We start from the raw sequence: 22,320 nt of genomic DNA, 5'->3' as shown, positions 1-22,320 counted from the left end.
ATTAAAGTTCCCTCTTTTTCATCATCCCCGGTTGTTTCCCAATTTCCCGACAAGCCAGAAATCGCAAACAGTTCATCTTTAGCAGCAACTGCATCTTGTCATTCGACGCTGATTTGAATATCTGCCATTACTTTCTATTGCCACTCTACGCCATCTAATTATATCTCAGCAATTTATATGGGGGCGATCGCACTTAAACCTCCCTCTATAATTCGATCAATACCCTCTCCTCCAACAAAACATCCGCCCCAGCAGCTTAAGTTTCGGACAGCGGGGGAACTGATACGGCGATATAATCTATTCTAAAGTCCTTGGCGGGGCGATCGTAAACCCCCTTTAATAACGCTTGTAAATCTACAATTGGTTCAGCATCACCTGCACGCAAAGGCAACGGAGAGGATTGTGAAAATTAAATGCACAACAGCTTATCATTTGTATTAATTGTGAAACGGGCGTCTCGCCCGTTAAGTGAATTGTGGAAGGGGAGAGACGCCCATTAAGTGAATTGTGGGACGGGCGAGACGCCCGTTCTAAAATCTGCGATTTTAATCGCTTAAAAATCGCCGTAACTGCTAATAGCAGCCTGCAACCTCCCAATCACTTCATCAACCGAAATCGCCCCCAACTCCCCAGAAGCCCGAGTCCGAATATTCAAACTATTCGCCTCAACTTCCTTCGCACCCACAACACCCATCACCGGAATTTTATCCTTCTCAGCATTGCGAATCAACTTGCCCAAACGCTCGCTATCCTCATCAGCTTCAGCGCGAATATTTAGCGCCTTCATCTTCGCCGCCACTTCCTTCGCAAACGGCAAAAACTCGGCGCTGACAGGCAACAACCGCACCTGAATCGGCGCCAACCACAGCGGAAAATCGCCTGCATACTGCTCGATCAAAATTCCGATCAAACGTTCCAAAGAACCGAAAGGAGCGCGGTGAATCATCACCGGACGCTTGCGAGTGCCGTCTTCAGCAACGTATTCCAAATCAAAACGTTCGGGCAAATTGTAATCTACCTGAACAGTTCCTAATTGCCATTCTCTATCCAAGACATCTTGGAAAATGAAATCGAGTTTCGGCCCGTAAAAAGCCGCCTCCCCAATTCCCTCAAAATAATTCATTCCCAAAGTTTCCACCGCGCGGCGGATTGCACCTTGAGCCTTTTCCCAAGCTTCATCGGAACCGATGTATTTCTCTAAATTGTTCGGATCGCGGAAACTCAAACGCGCCTTAAAGTTTTTCAGTTGCAGACTCTTGAATACTGACAGAATCAAATCCACCACATTCAAGAATTCTGCATCCAATTGTTCCGGCGTCACAAATAAGTGGGAATCATCCACCGTAAAGCCACGCACCCGCGTCAAACCGCCCAATTCTCCCGATTGTTCGTAGCGGTAAACTGTGCCGAATTCCGCCAAGCGCATCGGCAATTCGCGATAGGAACGCAATTCGCTTTTGTAAATCTGAATGTGAAAAGGGCAGTTCATGGGTTTCATCACAAAACCCTGTTCGTTTGCTGCCGCTTCCTCATCCTCCGCCATCAGCGGAAACATATCTTCTTTGTATTTCTGCCAGTGTCCAGAAATTTTGAACAAATCGACTCTGGCAATGTGCGGAGTCACTACTTGCAAATAACCGCGCTTGATTTGTTCTTGTTTCAAGTAATCTTCTAAAATACTTCTCAAAACAGTGCCTTTTGGCGTCCACAAAGGCAAACCAGGTCCCACCGGATCGGCAAAGATAAACAAGCCTAATTCTTTGCCTAATTTGCGGTGATCGCGCCTTAATGCTTCTTCTTTGCGGTGTTTGTATGCTGCCAATTGTTCGGGAGTTTCCCAAGCTGTGCCGTAAATGCGCTGTAATTGAGCTTTGGTTTCGTCGCCGCGCCAGTAAGCGCCTGCTAGGCTTTCTAGCTCGATCGCCTTTGGATTCAACTCACTGGTATTTTCTAAGTGAGGCCCGGCGCACAAATCCCACCATTCCTCGCCCACATGGTAAATAGTAATTGGTTCGATCAAACCTTCTAAAATTTCTAATTTGTAAGGTTCGTTAATCTCCTTAATTCTGCGTTCCGCTTCCTCGCGGCTGACTTCTTCTCGAATTACAGGCAATTTACGGTTGATGATTTTGATCATCTCTTTTTTAATGGCTTTTAAATCCTGTTCCGTAAAAGGTTCGGGAGTGTCAAAGTCATAATAGAAACCGTTTTCAATCCAAGGGCCGATCGTTACTTGCGCCTTGGGAAATAACTTCTGCACCGCCATCGCCATAACGTGGGAGGTGGTGTGGCGAATTTTTTTTAGTGCCTCCGACTCACTCGTGCGGGGCAACTCAATCTTAACGGACTCTTCTGGAGGGGACATGGATTCTGAGCTAGACATCGGCTGAATTAGCAATTAATTTAGTTGCAGTTGCTTCTATCTTACTCAGATTGGGACAGCAAGCGCCGACTTCCGACTGGCGGACACTCCGGGAAATTAGGTCATTCTGGGCATTGGGCATTGGGCATTGGGCATTGGGCATTGGGCATTGGGCATAGTTTTTTTCTTCCTTCTTTTTTCTTTCTTTCATCCGTTACATCCGTTACATCCGAAGAAAGCGAATCCGTTGCCGAACTTCCTTCTGCTATGAGCTATTGCTAGCGAGTCTGAGCGGATATTGCATAATTTGGGATTTCGACTCAAAAATCGCTGCTGGCACAGTTAAATTTATTCACACCCACCTGCTAATTGTGGTTAAATTATTGAATTTTTGTTAAAAATATGTTACAATTTGTAAAGACCGTCTAAGACTATAATAGATAAATAACCCAATTTTGATCCATGCTTAATTCCAACTTGCCCGAGCCCGAATTGCTCAAAGCGTTACTGGAACCGCTGTTAGAGGATTTCAATTACTGGTTCGCTCGATCGGCAAAGCTCTTAGAAACTGAAGAAATTCCCTTTCTCAGCGACGAAGATCAATCTGACTTGCTGGCGCGAGTCAAACAGGCTCACCAAGAAGTAGGCGCGGCTACAGCTCTATTTCAAGCAACCGGAGGTCAAGTTGGGATTGAAACAGCAGCACTGATGCCGTGGCACCGACTGCTCGCCGAATGCTGGCAAGTATCGTCGCGCTTTCGCTCATTGCAGTCAGCTCACCCAGGAAAATAAGGAAGCGAGTTCAAGTTAAACTTGCACTCAAACCCCAAACCTTTGGAAATGTAGGGGCTGACTTGACAACCTCAAACATATTTCCAGTTAATAAGTTATTACTTGCTGAAACACCTTTGTAAATTGCTGTGTGGCTGTTTAGCCCGGAGGAGAAAATAATGTTGCACCTGCTTTATATTTTAGCTTTTACCGTTCTTGCCTTTCTGGCAGTCGGTAACTTAATCCGCAGTCTAGTCACCGTAGGTATGGAGTCCCAGCGCCCTCAACAATTCATGGCAAATAATCGCCACGCATCCCATCCTCGCTCTCAATCTGTACCCCATCCAGAACTTTTAGACGAACACGGCCACATTGTCAATGAGCCCCTGTTAGTGATGCGTTCGCTGACTGTCCAAGACGCCCGCGAACAATTAGATGCTCTCTACAAATCATCTCCGGGCGGCAGCGACGAAGGGGGCGAACTAGCCTAAGACAACCACAGCGGCAGCATTTATACTTAGGGGCGATGCCTCAAAAAAAAAATAGGATTTACACGCTAGGTGTCCGAAACCCTTTTTCTTCATAGATTTTGGTGAAAATCGTTTCCGCGCTTCATCGGCATAATAATTTTCCGAGCATCCTTGGCATCATTCCGAATCTAACCAGATTGGATATAAGTCCTCACAATAATTGGCCGTTAGTTTTTAGCTAATGGCCAATTATTTGTGATTTTTGAAAGTTTAATTGCCGATTAGCCAGAGCGATCGCCAAAAACCGATTCGCCAAAAACCGATAAAGATGGCGCTGATATCAAATAGCTCAAGAATAGTATAATGCAAGAGATCCGCAAGCGGTGCCTAACAAGTCTGAATGGTGAGAGTCCTAACGCCCGAATCGAACCCTGAATAGATGAGTTGGCGTCAAAACCTAGAGGTAAAAACAGGTGACTTTGGGATGAACTCAAGGTCTTGGAGGCATACCTCTGCTTAGATTCGTCTAAATGATATGCCTAGCATGATATGACTTAAACAGTCGTGTTATGAAGCATAAATGTATCAGATACTGAAAAGGGATCGCTCTAAACCTCCTATCGATCCTGTTTTGTCATCGGCAAAAATGCACGTTTAAGGCTAGATGATCGTCCCTATTTCGCTACTGGCAGAACTTCTGCAAGCTTTGCCCCAACTGCGGGCACAAATTTATTTCAAATCTTCCATGACAGCCCTGTCTCACGCAATGGAAGACTTAGTTTTGGCGGGTTCCGACGACGAACCGCTAGTCATTGCAAGCTTTCAGCGAGAGCGCTTCTACCGCCAGGAAGCTCACCGCTACCGGCGAATTGCCTCACGCTCGTCTCAGGTATACGTGCTGGCAGCACCGGAAACTGACTTTAAAAATGCTTCGGAGTGTCACGAAACTGTGGCATTTGCACCGGATGACGGATTAAGTAAAGAGTGGCACTTAGTGGTGCTGGGCCAACAATACTCAACTTGCTTGATTTGTCAAGAAAAAATTGTGCCGATCGACAACCAGGACGATCGCGGGCCACTGTTGATGGATCAAGCTCGCAGATTTGAAGGAATTTGGACGTTCGATCGCGAGGTCAGCTCCAAAGCTGCCGCATTGTTGCTCGATAGAATTGTCAATTATCGCCCGGAATTGGCCGAAAAGATCGATCGAGCGCGAACTACTTACAAGCTCAAAACACCGAAAAAAACGCGGAAATCCGCCACTTCCAAAGCCGCCAAACCCGACATAAGTACGAGAAAAAACTCAAAAATTCCCAATCCCAAATTGAGCGATGCTTTTACCGAACGCTTAGTAACCTACTTGCAAGCAGGCCAGCACAAACTGCTCAAAGCATACAGCGCCATCGCCGCTCAGGAACGCAAAGAACGCCTCGTAAACTTAATTACCACGGCAATGCGGCAGTCTCTCAACCCGCAAGAAATCGTCGAAGTCGCAGTCCAAGAACTCGGCACTGCCCTGTCGGCAAGCCGATGTTTGATTTATCGGTGCAAGGCCACAGATGTGGCGGTCAAAATCGATCGCGAGTTTTTGGCTCCGGGCGCTAATTCTATGCTGGATCAGACTTGGCTGTTGCAGGAAAATCAAATATGGAGCGACGCGGTGGCGCGGCAAGAGCGAGTTTACATCCAAGACACATCACAACACCCACTGATTGTCAATACAAAATTTCTGGAAAAAACTGTAAAAAATTGGCAAATTGTCTCTTGGTTAATGGTGCCAGTGCTTTATCAAGGGCGGGTTTTGGGAATGGTGGAAATGCACCAGTGTCGATCGGTTTTGCCTTGGGAAGAAGACGAAATTGCTTTAGTAGAGGCGATCGCCACCCAACTCGGAGCCGCCTTAATTCAAGCAGAAACCTACGCTCATTTAGAAGAACTCAACCAACAATTAGAAGCATTAGACCGCACTCGCAGCAATCTAATTGCCATCACCGGACACGAACTCCGCACCCCTCTTTCTACGATTCAAGTTTGTTTGGAAAGTTTGAACTCCGAACCAGATATGCCTGCCGAATTGCGGCAAATCATGTTAGAAACTGCCCTCGGCGATGCCGATAGAATGCGGAAACTCGTGCAGGATTTCTTAACTCTTTCTCACTTAGAAAGCGGGCGAGTCCAATGGAATGTAGAATCGCTGACGCTGCAAGAATGCGTTGATTTGGCCCTCAGCAGCGTGCGATCGCGCACTGTCGATCAACAGTTACCGGAAATTATCGCCGAAGTGTCCGCAGAATTGCCTTTAGTGCAAGCTGACGGAGAGTGGTTGGTAGAGGTGCTCTCTAAACTGCTAGACAACGCTTGCAAATTCACCACACCTCAAGGAAGCGTGACAGTGCAAGCGAAATACAACGGTTCTCAGATGGTGGAGGTGCTCGTAGCCGATACGGGGAGGGGAATAGAGGCCAACAGTTTAAAAGTAGTGTTCGATCGATTTTATCAAGAAGAAGGAGCTTTGCGCCGCAGTGCCGGCGGTACCGGTTTGGGATTGGCAATTTGCAAACAGATTGTTGCCGGCTGGGGCGGTAAAATTTGGGTAGATTCCGCAGGAAAAGACCGAGGAAGTGAATTTCACTTTACTATTCCCACTGTTTAGACTCAATTAATACAGCGTATTCCAGGCTTATGAAGTACACGCCAGAAAGCGGGTTTCTTTACAGTTCTCGCATCCTTACTGATTCTGTTGCTCGAAACCCGCTTTCTCCGTACTAAATCTACATAAAATATACTGTAAAAACCCTGGTTTGTGGGCGTCTGAGCGCGCAAGTATCGATCGAGTTATATCAAATCCGGCTGCACCGGAATGATATCAAATCCGCCCTTCATCGTCGGGCGTAAAGTCGAATCCCGAGGCCAACAAATAATTCGCGCAATTTTCAGTTTTTTGACTCACAGTCAACAGTCAACAATCAACAATGAGTCCGGTGCAGCCGGAATCGATATTAATGGATCGACCGAGATACGATTGTACAGAAAAGTTTTCACTGCAGAACCAGCCTCCGCTGCTACACTCTCTCTCACCCTCAATCCTCACCCTCTTAGATCGGCCTTAAAGGTGATGTAGGCACGCGGTGTTCCGCTTTAAAATCGAAAGTATCAAAGCAGATTCAGGATGCGCTTGCCGTCTTAAACCCGGTTTGGCGACAGAATACCTAGGGAGGCTGCAGCCAATTAATATCAGTTTAAAAAAAGAATCCAACTGTAGGTAAGCTACAAACCCCGATAGTAATCAGTCATGCCGAATCTAAAATCTAAAATCTAAAATCTAAAAGGGTGTAAGTCTCCTGTCAACAAGTCGTGAGATGGTAAAAGTCGCTCGAATCTGTTGAGGCACTGACGGCGCCAGTGTTGATTCGTGAAAATTTGAGAATGCAAATGTTTCGCCCGGAAAAAGTTTTTTTCCAGAAGAATACTCAAACCTAGAGGTTAGGAAAATCGATTATGTCACCTACAACCCAGATGAAATCTACTCAACCTATGGCCAAAAAGCCACAACTACAATTAGGTTCAGAAGGTAAAGCGGTATTGGAACTCGAACAACTGCTAACCAAGTTGCAACTTTATCGGCATCCTGCTAAAGGAATTTTTAACAAAGCAGTTGAATTTTCTGTGAAACTGTTTCAGTTTCGGGTTTTCTTGTCGCCGGACGGTATTGTCGGACCGCTGACTTGGCAGGCGCTTTATACTGGTGCTCCAGTTAATATGCCGGTACTCAGATTGGGAAGTTCTGGGGAAGCAGTCGCTACTGTTCAGGAAGTTCTCAAAATTTCCAAGCATTATGGCGGTAAAGTTGACGGTGACTTTGCTACTTTGACGGACAAAGCTGTTCGCGCATTTCAAAAAAGCTTTGGGATTGAGGCCGACGGGATTGTCAATCAAGAAACTTGGACTGCTTTGAGCCAAATTCCGCGCGGCTATGACCCTAATTGGTTCTTGACTTAGGGTTGACGCGGTAAATTGTTCGATCGTGTGTGGGGAGAAATTAGAGGAATGTGCGATTATTCGGGTGCCCCACAAGCACCAGAATAATTGCTGTTTTTTTTTGATTATTTTTTCGGGATTCGTGCTGCCTAATTTGGTTTTATAACTTTGGTGGAAATTATCAATTATCAATTATTAACTACTAATTATCAATTATCAGAAGAGATCGATCGCCAAAAAACTGTTAATTTTCCTTACAATTTCGAGAACAGCGTGCAGTCTCGATGATACGATGCCGTAAAAATCCTTTGGATATATCTATGGCCGAACAACTTACTGGACAACCCCCAATCTTCGGCGGCAGCACCGGCGGCTTGCTGACCAAGGCGCTAGTTGAAGAGAAGTACGCTATCACTTGGACTAGCCCCAAGGAGCAGGTGTTTGAAATGCCTACTGGTGGCGCTGCGATTATGCGTCAAGGCGACAACTTGCTGCATCTGCCCCGGAAGGAGCAGTGCATCGCTTTGGGCGGCCAGCAACTGCGGGCCAAATTCAAAATCACCAACTACAAAATTTACCGAGTGTTTCCCGACGGTACTACTGAGTACCTCCATCCCAAAGATGGCGTGTTCCCTGAGAAGGTGAACGAAGGTCGTCCCTACAACGGTAAGATTGACCGCAATATTGGCAGCAATCCAAATCCGGCGAAGCTCAAGTTCAGCGGTAAGAAGACTTTCGATCCTTAGACAATGAGTTCATGGCTGAGCAAAACATAGGTAATATTCCCTGTAAGGCTCAGCTTGTAAACTTGTTTTTGCAGTAGTATTCTGGCGCGGGAGGCTAAGCCCGCAGCGCCAAAATACTACTGCAAACTTCAAATCTTATTAAAAGTTAATCGTTAAATTAATAATGAATGTCGCAATCAGGCGAGCGCAGCCTTCTGATATCGATGTTTGCGCTCGCATTAATTATGAAGCTTTTAAATGTATTTCCGATCGCCATCAATTCCCTACAGATTTTCCGACGCTGGAGTTTTCAACTGAAATTATTGGTCTTCTGATCGAAAGTCCGTTGTTTTTTGACATAGTAGCCGACAGCGAGGGTGCGGTTGTCGGCTGCGGGTTTATGGACGAACGCAGCCCGATTCGCGGTATCGGGCCCGTCAGTGTCGATCGCACTTTTCAGGGCCGCGGCACGGGACGGCAAATCATGAAAGCTTTGCTGGAACAGGGACAGAACGCTGTGGGTATCCGTTTGGTTCAAGAATCTTTTAATATGGCGTCGCTGTCGCTGTACGCTTCATTGGGTTTTGAGGTGAAGGAACCTTTCGTGTTAATGGAGGGGAAGTTTCGCAGCCAGCCACAGAATGGGTTTGAGGTTCGGGCGATGGCTAGTGAGGATGTTGGTGAATGTGCGGCTTTGTGCAAGAAATTATACAGGTGCGATCGAACTAGCGATATTGAGTACGCCCTGAATTTCTTTTCTCCTTGGGTTGCTTGCAAACAAGGTCGGATTGTGGCTTATACTTGTGCGGTGTCGGCTTTGAGCCACAGCGTCGCAGAAACTGAAGCGGATATGCAGGCTTTACTGTTGGGGGCGGCCGCGTCGAACTCCGAAGCACAGGTTTCTTTCCACTTGCCGGTGCGTTACGCAAGTTTGTTTCGCTGGTGTTTGCAAGAGGGGCTGCGCGCGCTCAAACCGATGGCGGTGATGGCAGTTGGCGAGTACCAGCAGCCTCATGGCTGTTGCTTTCCGTCTTTTGTTTATTGAACCCAAGACGGTTAGGACGCTTTTAATCGCTGAAATTATTGCCAGGATTCCATTTTCCTTCTTCTTTCTTCCTTCTTCCCTCTTCCTTCTTCCTTCTCCCTTCTGATATATATGATATTCCCCGATTTCTCACAATTTTCGGAACTGGCGAAACAAGGCAATTTTGTACCCGTGTATCAAGAATGGGTTGCTGATTTGGATACGCCGGTGTCTGCGTGGTATCGGGTTTGTGCCGGTCAACCTTACAGTTTTCTGCTGGAGTCGGTGGAAGGTGGGGAAAAACTTGGGCGTTATAGTTTCTTAGGGTGCGATCCGTTGTGGATTTTGGAGGCAAGGGGATCTCGCACAACTCAAGTTTACCGTGACGGTTCCGAAAAAGTATTTACGGGCGATCCGTTTGTAGCTTTAACTGAATGTTTGGAGTCTTATCAACCGGTGAAATTGCCGCAGTTGCCACCGGGAATTGGCGGGTTATTCGGTTTTTGGGGTTACGAGTTAATTAAGTGGATAGAACCGCGAGTTCCGGTGCATCCAGCAAGCGAGAATGATTTGCCGGATGGATTGTGGATGCAGGTGGATAATTTGCTGATTTTCGACCAGGTGAAGCGGAAAATTTGGGCCGTCGCCTATGCGGATTTGCGCGAGGTTGGCGTTGATTTGGCCGATGCTTATCAGCAAGCGTGCGATCGGGTTGGTAAGTTAGTTCAGAAGCTGCAATCGCCGCTTTCCCGGCAATCTACTCTCATAGAATGGACACCTCCCAATAACGGGCAAGATGCCCGTTCCACAACCGGAAATACAGAATTGACTTACACGAGCAATATTACCCGTGAAAAGTATTGTGCCAATGTCTTAAAGGCTAAGGATTATATCAAAGCGGGAGATATTTTTCAAGTAGTTATTTCGCAGCGACTAGAGGCTGAATACAGTGGCGATTCTTTTGCACTTTACCGATCTTTGCGTCTGATTAATCCTTCTCCGTACATGGCTTATTTTCATTTCGGAGATTGGCAGATTATCGGTTCGAGTCCCGAAATTATGGTGAAGGCGGAAAACACTGCTGATGGCAAAAAAATTGCAACTTTGCGACCGATTGCGGGCACTCGCCGCAGGGGTAAAACTCCTCAAGAAGATGATGCTTTGGCTGCTGAATTGCTGCAAGATCCGAAAGAAATTGCGGAACACGTCATGTTAGTTGATTTGGGCAGGAACGATTTAGGAAGAGTTTGCCGAAACGGTACTGTAAAAGTTGACGAGTTAATGGAAATTGAGCGTTATTCTCACGTCATGCACATTGTGAGCAATGTGGTGGGAGAATTGGCTGAGGATAAGACAGCTTGGGATTTGTTGAAAGCTGGTTTTCCTGCGGGTACGGTTAGCGGTGCTCCGAAGATTCGGGCGATGGAGATTGTGCACGAGTTGGAAGGTTGCCGCCGGGGGCCGTATTCTGGGGTTTACGGCTATTATGATTTTGAGGGACAGTTGAATAGTGCGATCGCCATTCGGACTATGGTTGTTCGTTCTCAAGGAGGCGATAAACATTCGGTTTCTGTGCAAGCAGGTGCTGGTTTGGTGGCTGATTCTAACCCAGATATGGAGTACGAAGAAACGCTGAATAAAGCCAGGGGAATGTTGGAAGCAATTCGCTGTTTGAAATAGCGAGGCGGAGCCTCTGGATCTGTGTTACCAGGCTCTGCCTGGTAACAAGAAAATCCGGTTTCTTTGCGTAAGTCCTATTTACCTAAGCCCCTAATATTCGAGCGACCGAAACTGCAATATCAGGAAAAGCCAGCGGATTAATATTACCCTGAGTCAGAGTTTCTCTCGATTGATATCCTTCATTGGTAGGCTCTCGAAATACTATTAATTCCATAGTTCGCAAATTGACAACCCAATACTCAGAAATGCCGGCTTCCGCGTAAATCTTGCTTTTGATTCCCAAGTCTTTGCTCAGAGTATAATCCGAGTATTCTATCAGCCAAAAGATGTTTTCTGGATAGGGATGATGTTCTCGGTAATCTTGTCCCAAACGTTGAATTACAGCGATATCGAGTTGTGGCTCGGAGTTGCTTGGCGGCAAGATAATCGGTTTACCTTGGAGGATTTTAGCTCGATCGCCCAGCAAAAAAATTAGGTACTCTCCAGCCTCATCGCTAGAGTAAGCATGAGATTCTCCTTCGGGAGCTATTTCGATTATTTCTCCATCTATTAATTCAGCATTTCGCCCTTCCAGAATGCCGGCTGCAATGATGCGGTGGTAGTCTGCAACCGTCCATTTTACAGTCGTGACGCTCACGGCGATTACTCCTATGTTTTTATTCTGATTTTATACGCGATCGCCTATGAACCGACTTTTTTCGCTCGCGCCGGGCGGTTGAAACCGCGTCTTGTCAAACAAAACCCGACGAAAGACGATTGAAGACTCGATCGCACTTAAAACTCCTATCCCCCGCGGCTAACTCCCTCCAATCGCAGGAAATGTAGCCGGCCCGCGAAATCCCCCGCTACCAGTGTCACCCCATCAGGCGCGATCGCACACCAATTAAACCAATAATCTCCGCTGAAACTAGCAATTTCTTTGCCGCTAGGCAGATCCCAGATTCTTAGGGTGTTATCGAATGAAGCTGAAATTACTCGTTTGCCGTCGGGTGCGAGCGCTACTGCAGATGCAAAGCTATCATCATCGGTGAGGATTTGAAGTTCCCTGGTGCTGTCTGTGTCCCAGATTTTCAGGGTCTTAAGTTGTGAAAGCGAAATCGCTATGAAGCCGTCCGATGCCATCGCCACTGCATATACATAGCCAGTATCGGTGAGAGTTCTCAGTTCGGTTCCGCTGAGCAAATTCCAGACTTTTAGGGTGTTATCGTCTGAAGCCGAAATTGCTGTCAGGCCGTCGGGTGCGATCGCGACTCGCGTTACCGAGTTAGTATGACCGGTGAGCGTTCTCAGTTCGGTTCCGCTGAGCAAGTCCCAGATTTTTAGGGTGTTATCGTCTGAAGCCGAAATCGCTGTCAGGCCGTCGGGCGCGATCGCCACTCCCCTTACAGAGTTAGTATGACCGATGAGGGTTTGAAGTTCTCTACCTGTCTCGGTGTCCCAAATTTTTAGGGTGTTATCGTCTAAAGCCGAAATCGCTGTCAGGCCATCCGGTGCGATCGCGACTCCCCTTACCGAGCCAGTATGACCGGTGAGAGTTCTCAGTTCTCTACCTGTCTCGGTGTCCCAGATTTTAATAGTTTGATCCGATGAAGCCGAAATTGCTTGTTTGCCGTCGGGTGCGATCGCCACTGCTTGTACCCCGCTATGATTGCCGCCGAGCATAAGCCCACATGCTCCAAAAGGCAGCGCTACTAAATTCCCCCTCAAAGGTCGCACCCAAGGACTATTTTTCGACTGCTTGGCTTGTTCCAACATTTTCAGAAACTCAGGCTTTTCAAAAGCAAGCAATCTCCCCCATAATTGACCTGCTAATTGCGTTTTATCCCTTTCCAAAATTGGCGCTGACTTGCGAAGTGCGTAGGGAATTAAGTAGAGATTTCGACTTCGATCCTGCTCCCGCAACAAATTAGAATCTGTCGCTAAATCATAATCCTCAATTAACGCTTGAACCCCCAACTCATCCAGTTTCGCCTCAATAAAATCGAAATCCGTTAACAACTGGTGCAGCTTTTCCCCTTGCCCACTCTCTACTAAATGCCTTGGCAGAGTTTCTAAAGTATAAAGTCGCTTTTCCTGCGACATTTTCCCTAACTCTTGTTTAAACTCACTCATCGTTACAAATCCCTCAACAAATTCTTACAAATCCCTGTTTCTCTATATCTTTCCAATTCTAAGCACTTCTTTAAACTGCGTCAAATCGTCGCGCTGACTCGATCGATAAAATAAATCTGCTTTGTAACGCTGGATGTAAAATATCAGTTATCGACTTTTACCAAAGGCCTAATTATGAATTTTTATATAGTTGACGTGTTTGCGGAGTCAAAATATGCTGGCAATCAACTAGCTGTATTTTGCGGTGCGGGAGTTGCCGAACTATCTGAGGCCCAAATGCTGCTGATAGCGAGGGAAATCAATTATTCAGAAACTACGTTTATTCGATCGCCCGATCCGCGAGATGGCGGCTATGACGTGCGGATATTCACGCCCAAGAAGGAATTGCCCTTTGCCGGTCATCCGACTTTGGGTACTGCGTTTGTGTTGCAGCAAGAGATTATTCGCGAAAAGGTCGATCGAGTAATTCTCAATCTCGCCGTCGGTCAAATTCCGGTTACTTTTAATTATCACAATGAATCGGCAGATCTTTTGTGGATGCGACAAAACCCGCCTAGTTTTGGTCAAGTTTTATCAGCCGAGACTCTGGCAAATGTCCTGAATTTAGCACCCGATGAAATTGATGCCAACTTCCCAATTCAAGAAGTTTCGACCGGAGTGCCGTTTATAATTGTCCCAATAAAAACTCTCGCGTCGCTCAAAAAAGCTCAAGTCAACTTAGATAAATATTTTGAGCTAGTTAATACAATGGAAGCGAAAGAAATTTTGATATTTTGCCCAGAAACCTACAGCGACCTTAATGATTTAAGCGTGCGAGTTTTTGCCCATTCATTAGGAATTCCAGAAGATCCGGCGACTGGCAGTGCTAACGGCTGCTTGGCGGGATATTTGGTAGAACATGATTATTATGGGGAAGCAAAGATTGATGTCAGAGTTGAGCAGGGTTATGAAATCGATCGACCTTCTTTGCTGTTGTTACAAGCCGCTAAGAATGAAGGGGAAATAACAGTTTTGGTGGGGGGTAAGGTGGTGATGATTGCTAAGGGAGAATTTGTGTAGAATATTTAATGGGAAATTATTAACCGCAGAGGCACGCAGCTAGATTTAGAGGCTTCTTTGGCGATCGAGATCTTGCAATTTTGCTAATATGAGGTAGCTCATATTCATTGATTCGCGTGATTGTTAGGCTAAAAAAGTCATCCCTACCAGAGACTTTCCAATGCTGCAAACATTTTCGCGGACTTTAAATGTATCCCCTGACGCTTCAGAAGCGCTGCTTTCACTGCCATTAACCAGCTTGCTCGATTCACCGGAATTCAATCAAGTCTTGGGAAGTCTCGATAGTGGTTTGCTCAAAGAAACTTTGCCAACGGCTGGAACTGTTTTAGCTCAAAAGCTGCCGCCTTTTTACGACTGGTTGCAAACAGAACTAGGAATTAAAAACGTTCCTGACAGTCCAGATCATACTACGAAATGGGTAGTCGGTTTTTTGAAGAATCAAGAAAGTTTAATTCGTTTAGTCGATCTGCACAAATCAATTCCCAGACAGGCATTAGAACGAGCGATCCCTCGTTTAGTTAGCGCCTTTGATGAGGTTCAACCCACCGCTGTAAAGCAAGAATGGGAAAAAGCGATCGCAGCACTTTGTCTGGTTCTGGCAGTCGCAGCGCGGGAAAATCAGCCATCTGCGGCCTGAAGCCATTCTGTCTGAGTTTAAACAAAGCGCTTTTTTCGGAAAATTTGCAATTGAGTGCGATCGATCTCAACGACTACTGGCCGTCGCTTGTTGAGGACGATCGCATTGTGTCTGTTTAGCAAAAGCCACTGAGCCAATATTGCCACAATCGCGCGTCTTTTGAGAAACTTGCCTTCAAAACGCGCCATTCGGACGATCGCCTCTTCGATTTTATAACAACAGTTGTTGCCTTTCTGGGAAATCACAAAAATCGTTCCCGGTATGTAATCGCCTTCATTTGCCCAGAAAGCATACCTTTCGCCTAAAGTAAAGTAGTGAAAAACATTTTTAGCCGTGGAAGTTTTAGCTAACTTTTCCGAAACGCCCAAAGAATTAAAAATTACAGTGGATCTAATATAATCTGGGTATTTTGCGGCTATTTGCTGAGCAACTTTGCCGCCCAAACTTTCTCCGATGATATCCGGCGGATTCCCGCTGTGAAATTGCTGCTTTATCCAATCAATAGCACCCGCAGTTTGCGCCGATTTTAACTGGCGTTCTAGTTTGGCCATAAATACATCGGGTGTATCTTCCAAAACGCGCTCGAAAGGATACCAAGAACCGTAGCCGCGAATCACAAAAACAGGCGGATTATTGCCATAAATGGGGATGCGACTTTCAGCATAAAAACCAGTGCGAGAGTCTTCAAACACTTTTTTTATGATATAATTTCCATCAATAACTTGCCCTTCTTCGTGCCGAATGTAAATTGAAGGATTATTGGGTTTAAAAGTATCGTGCAGTTGGGGTTTGGCAAACTTTTCATAGAGGGAATCTAGCAAGTGCCTTCCCGTTTGTCGATCGACAAAATCGAATTCTGTTCCTTTCATTATCTGGTAGCCGCCGGTTTTACCAACAATCTTTAATAAGTAAAAAAAATCTACCTAAACCCGCCACCGCACAACGAATAATCTCAAGTAACTTTTACTTGTATCAAATGGCAAAAATCTACATGACATTTACAGTTGGGTGAGAGAGAGGGCGGGTTTTAGATATTGTCAATGATTAGCAAATATTGTATGTGAAACCCGCCCTACCACATTACTTTTACAAAACTCGCAACGTGCTAGCAATACTATCGACTGCTTCCAGCGCGCGAATTTCATCGAGTGCTTGTTGAAAATTCCCTTCCCTAACATCGTGAGTTACGACGACAATTTCTGCTAAATCGCCGCGAATTCCCGTCTGCACAACAGATTCCAAACTAACTTTGTGGTTGCCGAAACAAGTGCCGAGTTTGCCAATTACCCCCGGAGTATCGCGCGTCAGAAAACGGGCATAAAAGCGAGTAACAAGTTCCTGCATCGGAGCAATTTTGCAGTAGTGTTGGTGACTGCAACTCAGCAAAGGATGGGGAATCGGAACAGTTTCGGTTTTCAGGATGGCCGCCACATTCATTATGTCGGATACTACGGCGCTAGCTGTTGGGCCCGCACCGGCGCCGCGCCCGTACAGCATCAATTGCCCGATCGGCTCTCCTTCGACTAAAATGGCATTGTAAACCCCGTTAACACTCGCCAGCGGATGAGTTTTCGGCACAAAACTCGGGTGCACTCGAATTGACAGCAGTTCGCTTTCTCCCTCCGCTTGCTTGCCATTGTAGCGGGAGGTTTCTTGAGCAATAGCCAACAATTTAATCACAAATCCCAGCTTGTCGGCGTAGTTAATATCAGCCGCACTAACTTTTCTAATACCTTCGCAGTGAACATCTGCTAATTTGATGCGTCCGCCAAAAGCTAGCGAGGCTAAAATAGCAATTTTATCGGCAGCATCTAATCCATCTACATCTGCTGTGGGGTCAGCTTCAGCATAACCTAATTGCTGAGCGTCGGCGAGCACTTCGGCAAAGTCTGCGCCTTCTGTTTGCATCCGCGTCAGGATGTAATTAGTTGTGCCGTTGACGATGCCGGTGACAGTTTGAATGCGGTTTGCACCTAAAGATTGTTTGAGGCTTTGAATGACTGGAATGCCGCCGCCGACAGCAGCTTCTAGCATTACGTAAACGCCCTTTTTGTTGGCGGCCTCGAAGATTTCATTACCGTAGCGGGCGATAACTGCTTTGTTGGCAGTGACGACGTGCTTGCCGCTGGCAATAGCTTGCAGAATGAGCGATCGCGCCGGTTCCAATCCGCCAATCAGTTCTACTACAATATCAATTTCCGGGTCAGTTGCGATCGCTTCTAGGTCAGTTGTCAGCACATTTTCTGGCAATTGTAAAGACCGAGTTCGAGAAATATCGCGCACTCCCACCCGATAGATTTCCAATTCCTGCAACAGCGGATGGCGGCCGTCTGGGGAGAGCAAAATCTCTGCTGTTCCCGCACCAACTGTACCCAAACCTAACAAACCAATTTTGAAAGCCACGACTTTGACCCATAGAAACTCAATTAACCTACAATCATTGTATGCTAATCAAGCAATTTGTCATTTAAGTAAGCTCAATATCCAGATCCCAGACTTCTTTAAGAAGTCTGGGATCTAATTTGAGATGACAATTCACAGTTCTGAATCCATGTCTACCCCCATTTCTCGGAGTCGCTGGGCCAATCTTTCGGCCCGCTGGCGTTCTGCATTAACTTGCTGTTCTAGCTGCCGATTTTGCTGTTCTAGCTGCTGTCGCTGTGCTTCTTCTTCTCGAATTAAATCTTCTACTAGCGGAGGAGATAGCACTTGATTCACCGATAAAATAAATTCAGCGAACTGTACAGACTGAAGTTGCTGTCCCGGCAAAAATTCCTGGTGAGAGTAACTGCCTTCATTTTCTGGACGGCTACACACTCGTATTTTTAGTAAATTGGGGTCTACAATCCAATATTCAGGGATATCAATTAAGTCATATTCTGCCCGTTTGCGGATGTAGTCGTCCCGCCAATTTTGACTGGTAACTTCTATAACTAACAGTGGTTTTTCTTCAAAGTCCAAGACTGCGGAACCAGGTTGCGCGCAGACTTGTTCCCAAAGACTCTGAGTGCAAATTACAACCTCAGGAACGCGCGCAGAGTTTTCCTCGGTTCGGACGGCGGTAGTGACAACGGCAACTAGCGGTAGGTTGTGTGCTGCAAAGAAGCGCCGGAACTGGTAAACCAAAAATTCACATATTTTGATATGTATAGCTGTCGGTGTTGGCATTTCAATGATATGTCCCCGATATAATTCATAACAAACACCTGATTCTCCCTGGTAGTCCAGATACTCTTTAAAGGTCAGTTTTTGGGTAGAAATTAGGGTCATGTCAGCGATCTCCCTTTCTCGGTGAGCTTACTTCATATTTTACACTACTGTTTAAAACAACTGTTTAAAAAAATGTAGGGCGAGCCAAGCCCACCCTACAAATCAGATTAAATCAGGTAACACATTAGTAAGTTTCAACGTGCCAACGGTGCTCTTTCTTCAACTGTTTCTGATAGGCAGCCCAGTCAACGCCGTACTTGCCAGCCGCGGCCGACATTCCCTCATCAATTCCGCCTTCCATACCCTTCAAACCGCAGATATAAGTGTGAGTATTCGGCTTTTGAACCAATTCCCACAATTGGTCTGCGTTCTCTTGAATCCGGTTTTGAATGTACATCTTGCCGCCGTCAGCATTCTTTTGCTCGCGGCTAATTGCATAAGTCAAGCGGAAATTATCGGGGAACTCGCGCTGCAATTGCTCCAACTCTTCCTTATAAAGAATGTTGGGAGTGTAAGCAACTCCAAAGAACAACCAAGCTAAACCTCTGAATTTGTAATCGGGGTTGTTTTCTTTAAACATCCGCCACAAATAAGCCCGGAAAGGAGCAATACCCGTACCGGTACCCATCATAATCACGGTGGCTTCCTCGTCGTCGGGCAACAGCATTTCTTTGCCTACGGGGCCGGTGATTTTGACATCATCTCCAGGTTGCAAACCGGTGAGAAAAGTTGAACAAACACCAAAGACTTTTTCGCCGGTTTCTGGGCTTTTGTACTCTAGGCGGCGGACGCACAGAGAGACTGTTTTGTCGTCTACATCGTCTCCGTGACGGGTGGAGGCGATCGAATACAGCCGAATTTTGTGAGGCTTGCCGTTTTTATCCGTACCATCGGGAATAATCCCGATACTTTGACCTTCGAGATAGTGCAAATTGCCTCCAGAAATGTCAAATTTGACGTGACGGACTGTACCCTCGCCGCCTTCTTTGACCAATTCTTCTGTAGAAATGCACTTACCAATATAGGGATTGGCCGGCTTGTAGAGGTTAACAGGAACCTGAACTTTTTCCTTGGCTTGAGTCATGGGCTTAGTTTCTTCTCCAGATTTCTGACTCTGTAGCCCTGCTTCTGGTGCGACTTTGCCATTTGTTTCGGGAGCGCTGTTTGAGGGGCGGATGCTGACAATTCTTCCACCCATCCGAGCAATCCGGCGCATTTCCTGATTCATGCGATCGTACGGCACGGAGATAAATACGCTGCCGCTACGGCGAATCGGGTTACTTAATTGGTCAGTTGCTTGGCTCTGACGCATACCCTCCACTTCGTAAACAAAGATGCGGCTGCCTGATTCTGAGTTTGCCGCCACACCAGATATGCTTGGGCTGTACATTGGTTGATTTTCCTTCACGATACAGAGTTATAAAGAAAGAGAATGTGACGTTAGACTCAATTTACTTTTTTCTTAAGGCCATCGGGACTAATTGGCCTCGCCAATTTTTGGGCCTCGCCACGCCGGCGGGAAGGTTGAAGTTGCGATCGCTCGCGTATCAAATCCCTACTAGCCGAACGCCGCGCTCACCGAGCCCTATTGCGTTCGGCTGTTGACCTATAGCTATTGTTGTCTGCGTACTGCCAATATTTTACCCGATCGGGGGATCTGCCCCGATAAGTCCTTCTGATTTGGGGAGCGCCCGACCAGAGAAAGGAAGATTCGAGCAGTTTAATGAGGTTGAGCTTGTAGGGGGCCGACGCATTCTGGTAAGATTAACCGCTAAAGTTAGTATTAATTACTTGCCTTGAAGATTGCTTGGGTCTTCCCGGGCAGGCAGTCAACTCACTGCTGTATGCTGGTGAGAACTCGATCCTCTCGGGGTAGCAAAGCAGCACAAAGCCTGCTGGTCGCTACCTGCGGGCTGAAATTTTGTGGAATCTAGACTTGAGTTAGTTAGTAAACCGTGATTGTTTTAGAGGGAAACTATGACCAGTAAGCCGGATCGCGTGGTTTTAATTGGCGTTGCCGGAGATTCCGGATGCGGAAAATCTACTTTTTTACGCCGATTGACAGATTTATTCGGGGAAGATTTCGTGACTGTAATCTGCCTCGACGACTATCACAGTCTCGATCGCAAGCAGCGCAAGGAAACAGGGATTACAGCCCTTGACCCCAGAGCCAACAATTTTGACCTGATGGCCGAGCAAATGAAGGCGCTCAAAGAAGGTCACGCGATCGACAAGCCGATCTACAACCACGAAACCGGTATGATCGACCCGCCCGAAAGGGTAGAGCCGAATCACGTGATTGTGATTGAGGGGCTGCATCCCCTGTACGACGAGCGAGTTCGATCGCTCCTCGACTTCAGCGTCTACCTCGACATCAGCGACGAGGTAAAAATTGCTTGGAAAATCCAGCGCGACATGGCGGAACGGGGCCACCGTTACGAAGACGTGCTGTTTGCGATCAATGCTCGCAAACCCGATTTTACAGCGTACATCGACCCGCAAAAGCAATATGCTGATGTGGTAATTCAAGTGTTGCCGACCAACTTGATCAAAGATGACAAGGAGCGGAAGGTTCTGCGCGTGCAGATGATCCAGCGCGAAGGCATCGCCAATTTTGAGCCTGCGTATTTGTTTGACGAAGGTTCAACAATTAACTGGGTTCCTTGCGGCCGCAAGCTGACTTGTTCCTATCCCGGAATTAAGATGTACTACGGGCCTGATGCTTTCTACGGCCACGAAGTCTCGATTTTGGAAGTAGATGGTCAATTCGAGAATCTCGAAGAAGTTATTTACATCGAAAGCCATTTGAGCAAGACTTCTACGAAGTATGAAGGCGAGTTAACTCACCTGTTACTCCAGCACCGTGAATATCCTGGTTCTAACAATGGAACTGGTTTGTTCCAAGTGTTAGTTGGATTGAAGATGCGGGCGACTTACGAGAAGTTGACTGCAAAAGAAGCGAAAGTGGCTGTTAGTGTTTAAAACGCAGACATGAAAGATTTGGGAGGCGCAATTGCGCCTCTTTTTTTGTGAAAAAATGAACCGCAGAGGGCGCAGAGGGCGCAGAGTAGAGTTAGGGGAGGGTGTTTGGAAGTAGAGATTTTAAGAAGGTTTTTCCGGCTTCATGGAGGTCGCTATCTAGGGAAAAAGTTAGACTGCGAACTCGGATATCGTCATATTTTATGTCTAGTGGCTGTTTGAGGTTTTGCGGGTAGACGAGAATTGCATTTTGGCACTTTAACGCATTTGCGTAAGCAACTATTTGATGAATGTCATTATTGGCTACTTTATCGGGAGCTTTGTATTTTGTATCGAGGACGTATTGGACTTTTTTTGTTTCACTATCGCCTAGGAGTAAATCAATGCGATCGAAATAGTTTTGGTCATGGGTGACTCGGTGTTGTTGTTTAACAAAAAAGCCTTTTGGTGTATTTGCTTTGAGCCATTCAGCGACAAATTGTTCATATAAATTAGCCATGTCTATGAGAAAAGGGAGCATTTCGCGATCGCCACTTTCGTGACTGGGCCCTGTGTTATCTAAAAAGAATCGACATAAAGCGTGTAAAACTTGATAATCTTCATTCAAACGGTGATAATTTCTATCAATACAAGCTTCTGATTTAAAAGGTTTTAATGTAACAAATCCTTGGAGTACGTGAAAGGCTTTTCGCACAGTGGATGAAACAGATTCACGGCACAAACCGCTGCGGCCAATGATGAAAAGTGTCCAAGCGAGTATTTGATTGTCTTCGATATCGCCTGTTTGTTCGTTATAGTGGCATTTTAGTTTAACATCCCAAGGTTTTTGAACGGCTGACCGCAAATCGACGCGGCCGCGAATGTAGGCGAGTCTTTCGGTTTTGGATAAGTAATCGCGATATAATCCTTTGCGACAGCGTTCTAGGATTTTATGGGCAAGAATGTTAGCTAATCTCTCGTAAATTTGTTCTAAAGATTGGCACTGAATCGAGCCTTGGGGAAATTTTATCTTAAGGTTGTAGGCATAGTCAAGCATTCCGAAGAGGTTGTTTATGGGAACCTTGGGGCGGATGGCGATGTGAAATTCTGGAGTGATCGGAATGTTGCCCACTCTGCCTTTAGATTTTAATTGCCATTTATATTTAGTTTTAGGGTTGGGAAATTCTATATCTATTTCCTTGGCATAATTATGGTATATTTTCTCTCCTACTAATTCGGGGATTGAATTTCGCTCAAAGGTTGCTGATTGATATTCTGTGAGTTCGATGATTTGGGGTGATTCTCGTTTCATAGATGCTGTAACGCCGTGTTTG

General features: G+C 46.2%; 20 protein-coding genes. 10 read left to right on the top strand and 10 right to left on the bottom strand.

What is annotated here, in order from left to right; all coding sequences use genetic code 11:
* Nucleotides 1–256: 256 nt before the first annotated feature.
* The 3 genes from QUB25_RS17485 to QUB25_RS17475 form a co-directional block, all read right to left on the bottom strand.
* Complete coding sequence (locus tag QUB25_RS17485; protein WP_333184679.1) at nt 257–385, bottom strand: DUF4058 family protein; 129 nt, start codon at nt 383–385, stop codon at nt 257–259.
* A gap of 168 nt (nt 386–553) precedes the next feature.
* Nucleotides 554–2,383: a threonine--tRNA ligase gene (gene thrS / locus QUB25_RS17480; protein WP_333060132.1), complete on the bottom strand. Its 1,830-nt coding sequence runs from the start codon at nt 2,381–2,383 to the stop codon at nt 554–556.
* The gene (locus tag QUB25_RS17475; RefSeq protein WP_333184602.1) at nt 2,376–2,573 is read right to left on the bottom strand and encodes a hypothetical protein; all 198 of its coding nucleotides are present in this window, start codon (nt 2,571–2,573) and stop codon (nt 2,376–2,378) included. The genes thrS and QUB25_RS17475 overlap by 8 nt, the downstream gene beginning before the upstream one ends.
* A gap of 251 nt (nt 2,574–2,824) precedes the next feature.
* On the opposite strand from QUB25_RS17475, the gene QUB25_RS17470 reads away from it, so the two are divergent.
* The 7 genes from QUB25_RS17470 to trpE all read left to right on the top strand — a co-directional run bounded on the left by QUB25_RS17470 (nt 2,825) and on the right by trpE (nt 11,010).
* Nucleotides 2,825–3,154 (top strand): DUF2605 domain-containing protein, encoded by a 330-nt coding sequence (locus tag QUB25_RS17470; RefSeq protein ID WP_333060134.1) that lies wholly within the window; start codon nt 2,825–2,827, stop codon nt 3,152–3,154.
* A gap of 158 nt (nt 3,155–3,312) precedes the next feature.
* The gene (locus QUB25_RS17465) at nt 3,313–3,624 is read left to right on the top strand and encodes a DUF2973 domain-containing protein (RefSeq protein WP_333035863.1); all 312 of its coding nucleotides are present in this window, start codon (nt 3,313–3,315) and stop codon (nt 3,622–3,624) included.
* A 643-nt stretch (nt 3,625–4,267) separates the two neighbouring features.
* Entirely contained in the window at nt 4,268–6,256 is a 1,989-nt protein-coding gene (locus QUB25_RS17460) for a DICT sensory domain-containing protein (RefSeq protein ID WP_333184598.1), read from the top strand.
* Between the two features lie 845 nt (nt 6,257–7,101).
* A complete protein-coding gene (locus QUB25_RS17455; RefSeq protein ID WP_333035860.1) occupies nt 7,102–7,602 on the top strand; it encodes a peptidoglycan-binding protein in 501 nt (166 codons plus the stop codon).
* Nucleotides 7,603–7,901: 299 nt separating this feature from the next.
* Nucleotides 7,902–8,327, top strand: a complete 426-nt coding sequence (locus QUB25_RS17450; protein ID WP_332949173.1) for a photosystem I reaction center subunit II PsaD — start codon at nt 7,902–7,904, stop codon at nt 8,325–8,327.
* Nucleotides 8,328–8,490: 163 nt separating this feature from the next.
* A complete protein-coding gene (locus QUB25_RS17445) occupies nt 8,491–9,351 on the top strand; it encodes a GNAT family N-acetyltransferase (RefSeq protein ID WP_333060137.1) in 861 nt (286 codons plus the stop codon).
* Between the two features lie 111 nt (nt 9,352–9,462).
* Nucleotides 9,463–11,010 (top strand): anthranilate synthase component I, encoded by a 1,548-nt coding sequence (gene trpE, locus QUB25_RS17440; RefSeq protein ID WP_333184596.1) that lies wholly within the window; start codon nt 9,463–9,465, stop codon nt 11,008–11,010.
* A gap of 82 nt (nt 11,011–11,092) precedes the next feature.
* Here the strand turns inward: trpE and QUB25_RS17435 are convergent, their stop codons facing one another.
* Complete coding sequence (locus tag QUB25_RS17435; RefSeq protein WP_333184595.1) at nt 11,093–11,647, bottom strand: Uma2 family endonuclease; 555 nt, start codon at nt 11,645–11,647, stop codon at nt 11,093–11,095.
* A 146-nt stretch (nt 11,648–11,793) separates the two neighbouring features.
* On the bottom strand, nt 11,794–13,122 hold the full coding sequence (locus tag QUB25_RS17430) for a WD40 repeat domain-containing protein (protein WP_333184592.1): 1,329 nt from the start codon (nt 13,120–13,122) through the stop codon (nt 11,794–11,796).
* A 174-nt stretch (nt 13,123–13,296) separates the two neighbouring features.
* On the opposite strand from QUB25_RS17430, the gene QUB25_RS17425 reads away from it, so the two are divergent.
* A complete protein-coding gene (locus QUB25_RS17425; RefSeq protein ID WP_333184590.1) occupies nt 13,297–14,181 on the top strand; it encodes a PhzF family phenazine biosynthesis protein in 885 nt (294 codons plus the stop codon).
* Between the two features lie 160 nt (nt 14,182–14,341).
* Nucleotides 14,342–14,818, top strand: a complete 477-nt coding sequence (locus tag QUB25_RS17420; RefSeq protein WP_333184588.1) for a hypothetical protein — start codon at nt 14,342–14,344, stop codon at nt 14,816–14,818.
* A 17-nt stretch (nt 14,819–14,835) separates the two neighbouring features.
* On the opposite strand, the gene QUB25_RS17415 is transcribed toward QUB25_RS17420, so the two are convergent.
* The 4 genes from QUB25_RS17415 to petH form a co-directional block, all read right to left on the bottom strand.
* Nucleotides 14,836–15,687, bottom strand: a complete 852-nt coding sequence (locus tag QUB25_RS17415; RefSeq protein ID WP_333184586.1) for a hypothetical protein — start codon at nt 15,685–15,687, stop codon at nt 14,836–14,838.
* 217 nt (nt 15,688–15,904) lie between these two features.
* On the bottom strand, nt 15,905–17,221 hold the full coding sequence (locus tag QUB25_RS17410; RefSeq protein WP_333184584.1) for a homoserine dehydrogenase: 1,317 nt from the start codon (nt 17,219–17,221) through the stop codon (nt 15,905–15,907).
* Between the two features lie 132 nt (nt 17,222–17,353).
* Nucleotides 17,354–18,088 carry a Uma2 family endonuclease gene (locus QUB25_RS17405; protein ID WP_333184581.1) on the bottom strand — a complete coding sequence of 245 codons (735 nt, stop codon included), beginning with the start codon at nt 18,086–18,088 and terminating at the stop codon, nt 17,354–17,356.
* Between the two features lie 124 nt (nt 18,089–18,212).
* Nucleotides 18,213–19,418 carry a ferredoxin--NADP reductase gene (gene petH, locus QUB25_RS17400; RefSeq protein ID WP_333184579.1) on the bottom strand — a complete coding sequence of 402 codons (1,206 nt, stop codon included), beginning with the start codon at nt 19,416–19,418 and terminating at the stop codon, nt 18,213–18,215.
* A gap of 587 nt (nt 19,419–20,005) precedes the next feature.
* On the opposite strand from petH, the gene QUB25_RS17395 reads away from it, so the two are divergent.
* Nucleotides 20,006–21,010 (top strand): phosphoribulokinase, encoded by a 1,005-nt coding sequence (locus tag QUB25_RS17395; protein ID WP_015179263.1) that lies wholly within the window; start codon nt 20,006–20,008, stop codon nt 21,008–21,010.
* A 91-nt stretch (nt 21,011–21,101) separates the two neighbouring features.
* Here QUB25_RS17395 and QUB25_RS17390 read toward each other — a convergent pair whose 3' ends face one another.
* The gene (locus QUB25_RS17390; RefSeq protein ID WP_333184577.1) at nt 21,102–22,298 is read right to left on the bottom strand and encodes a 5-methylcytosine restriction system specificity protein McrC; all 1,197 of its coding nucleotides are present in this window, start codon (nt 22,296–22,298) and stop codon (nt 21,102–21,104) included.
* Nucleotides 22,299–22,320: the final 22 nt, after the last annotated feature.

The organism is Microcoleus sp. B3-D7 (assembly GCF_036705305.1).
Lineage (GTDB): Bacteria > Cyanobacteriota > Cyanobacteriia > Cyanobacteriales > Microcoleaceae > Microcoleus.
Note: the sequence above shows the minus strand (reverse complement) of the source record. Positions and strands in the feature narration are given on the sequence as shown.